The organism is Mycobacterium sp., assembly GCF_025965855.1.
GTDB lineage: Bacteria > Actinomycetota > Actinomycetes > Mycobacteriales > Mycobacteriaceae > Mycobacterium.
Genome location: NZ_JAOPWB010000171.1, coordinates 1 through 3,323, shown reverse-complemented (window position 1 = coordinate 3,323; position 3,323 = coordinate 1). Strand labels below are relative to the sequence as shown.

General features: G+C 66.4%; 2 protein-coding genes. Both read left to right on the top strand.

Annotation, left to right across the window (positions count from 1 at the left end):
* The first annotated feature begins 236 nt into the window (after nucleotides 1-236).
* Complete coding sequence (locus JWP83_RS13750) at nucleotides 237-2,240, top strand: glycoside hydrolase family 172 protein (protein WP_297730703.1); 2,004 nt, start codon at nucleotides 237-239, stop codon at nucleotides 2,238-2,240.
* 60 nt (nucleotides 2,241-2,300) lie between these two features.
* Complete coding sequence (locus tag JWP83_RS13745) at nucleotides 2,301-3,221, top strand: transglycosylase SLT domain-containing protein (RefSeq protein ID WP_297730701.1); 921 nt, start codon at nucleotides 2,301-2,303, stop codon at nucleotides 3,219-3,221.
* Nucleotides 3,222-3,323: the final 102 nt, after the last annotated feature.

The window sequence follows — 3,323 nt, the reverse complement described above, 5'->3', positions numbered from 1 at the left end:
TCGCCGACGCAGCGACCGTCCCCGATGGCTGTCGCCGGGTCGGGGAAAGCCCGATAGGGCATAGAGTCCGGTGTCAACAGGTACTTCGGCCGACGCTCGGGTCGGTGATTAGGACGAGACGTCTTGTTCGCTGAACCCTGAGGAGCGGCGGGATGAACGGTCTGTCAGGTGTGCGAATTGGCTTGTGGGCGGGTGGCTTTGGCCCGACGCCGTTCGTTGTTCGGGCGTGGTGTGCCATGTTCGCAGCACTGCTGTTGGGAACCACCGGTATCGCTGCGGCAAGCACGGCGTCCGCTGAACCGATCATCAAAGCACCCGGGGAAAGGGCGGTCGGATGGGACGTCTACCGACGATTGGATCGGTTGCCGTATCTGAGCGCCGACACACAGAGCTTGCAGTTCTCGAGCTTCGATCGCAGCGGCGGTGATTTCGACATCTCCACCGGCAACAAGAACGGCAGCGGCGGGTGTTTGGCGTCCGGAGGCGCCGGCTGTGTGATCGCCGAGGATCGCGGTGCCGGAGAGGTTGATTCGATCTGGTTCACCCGCGACGGCGGCAATGTGCGCGCACTCGGAGCGATCCGCATCGAGCTGGACGGACACACCGCGATAGACGCACCTCTGCAATCGTTGGTCGATGGCGTGGTCGGTGCGCCGTTCGTGTGGCCTCTGGTGGCCAACGCCGCGCAGTCGCCGGGCGGCGTTTACATCAAGGTACCGATGCCGTACCGGCAATCGATGCGGATCAGCGTCGCATCGCATTTGGAGTACTACCACGTCGACTATCGCCGGTTTACGACCGCCGATGGCGTGAACACTTTCTCGCCCTCCGATCCCGCGCTCGATGTCGTCGCCACCCTCCGCGCCGCGGGCACCGGCGATCCCAAATCGTCGGCACCCGAAGCGGCGCACAGCAATCTGGCCATCGAGCTGCCTCGCGGCGCGGGAGCGACGATAGCGGAACCGACCGGATCGGGCGTGATCTCGGCGCTTCGCCTGCACCTGCCGGAACCGACGGATCAACTCCTGAGCGGGTTGAGGCTGCAGGTCGAGTTCGACGGTCAAACCACAGTCGACTCGCCACTCGCGGAATTCTTCGGCGCCGGGTTGGGCGCCAACGACGTCCGGTCGCTAATGTTCGCCACGGCCGCACAACCCGACGGGTCGTTGTCGTTATCGGAGTGGTGGCCAATGCCTTTCGCCCGCATGGCCCGCATCACCCTCCTCAACACGACCGCAGATCCCGTGCCGCGGATCGACAGTGATGTCGTAACCACGGCCGACCCGGAGTGGGCGCCCGCGCTCGCCAGTGGCCGCGCCGGCTACTTCACCGCACGCTCGCATGCTGCGCCAACTGCCCTCGGCCAGGACTGGTTGTTCGCCGATGAACACGGTCACGGCAAATTCGTCGGCGTCAGCCACACCATCCGCGGTTCCCGGACCAAGACCGCGTTCAGCGACGACGCCCCTTACTTTCTGGAAGGAGCCGAACGCGTTTACACCGACGGTGCCCTGTCACCCCAGTGGTACGGCACCGGCACCGAGGACTTCTACGAGGGCGGCTGGTACTTCAAGAACGGCAAGCACTTTAGCGCCCCACTGACCGGCCAACCCGATCAACGCACGGCCAGCGGCGGGTGCGCGGACTACTGCGTGGCCGTCTATCGGCTCACGCTCGCCGAAGGCATCGACTACCACTCCGCACTCCGATTCGGGATCGAGCACGGCAAACGCAACATGGTCCAACCCGACTACAGCTCAACCGCATTCCTCTACACACAACCGGACGACACCATCACGCCCGGCGACGAACTCAGCCCCACCGATCCCGTGAATCGACTCCTGCACGGCTACCGCGACGCCGACGGCGACAATCAACTATTGGTCAGCCAATACGAGGGAAGCGACGACACCCGCCCCGTCATCGGGTTGGTCCGCGCCGCCAGCGCCGCGATCACCTTCTACGTCGCAATCGACCCGGACAACCGCGGCATCCTCCTGCGCCGCACGTCGGACCAGGCAACCGGCTATCAGGCAGCAGAGGTTGCCATCGACGGCACCCCCGCCGGGATCTGGCTGCAGCCCCGCAGCAATACCGTGCATCGCTGGCTCGATGACACCTACCTGATGCCCGAGTCTCTCACCGCGGGCAAAGACCGCATCACCGTCGCACTCACGCCCATCCCCGGCGCCCCGCCCTGGACCGCCAGCCGCTACCACGTCGACACCCTGACGGGGTAGTGGGCGTGACCGGGTTCGCATCGGCCGCCGGCACCGCTACCGTTGACGGAAGTGAACACCCTGAGCCGTAATCGTGCAGGCGCCACGCCGCTGGTCGTGGGGGCGATCGTGTTCGCGCTCGTCGGCTTGACCGAGCCGATTGCGGCGATTGCCGCCCCGGAGTCCGCCTCGATCAGGGTGATGCCCGACACCCCGAGCATCCCCGACGGCGCGCAGCCCCAGCTGGCGTCGGACCCCGCGCAGGTGGCCGACGACCTCGTCGCCGATGAGCACGCGCTGCGTGACGCGTCGACGGGGGAGGCGGCGCTGGTGGCGGCGGCGCACCGCGAGCAGGCGGCCTATCGCGCCATCGGGCGACATCCCGAATGGGATGCGACCACGCGACCGCGGATCCCACCGTCGTTGCTCGATGTCTATGACCGCAATGTCGACGCCCGCCGTCAGCTCACCGCGATGACGTCCGTCAGGGACACGCTGCCCGCCTGGAGTATCGAGGCACCGGCTCCGGCCGACGAGCTGCTGGGCTACTACCACCAGGCCGAGTCGGAATCCGGCGTCGGCTGGAACTACCTGGCCGCGATCAACCTCGTCGAAACCCGTCTCGGCAGCATCCACGGCGTGAGCACCGCCGGCGCGCGGGGGCCCATGCAGTTTTTGCCCGCGACGTTTGCCAGCTACGGGCAGGGCGGCGATATCGACTCGCCGCGCGACAGCATCATGGCGGCGGGCCGCTACCTGGCCGCCAATGGCTTTGCCAACGATCGTGATCACGCCATTTACCGCTACAACCACGCGAACGAATACGTGCGCGCGGTCAACCAATACGCGGCGCTCATCGCGTCCGAACCCGCCACGTTCGCCGGCTACTACCGGTGGGACGTCTACTGCAACACGAACGCGGGCGACGTGTTGCTGCCCATCGGCTACGCCGCAACGTCACCGATCGGGGCCGCAGACTACGTGGCGAGCCATCCGCAGTGATGGGGATCTGCGCACTAAATTCGGGGGCCGGGCTGGCCTCGTGGCCAATGTGCGCATCGTGAAGACCGCCTTCGGCGCGACCGCGCTGTAGACGGTGTGGTT

What these genes read in the sequence shown, in the direction of transcription:
- JWP83_RS13750 (WP_297730703.1), top strand. Translation starts at nt 237, where the DNA reads ATGTTCGCAGCACTGCTGTTGGGAACCACCGGTATCGCTGCGGCAAGC.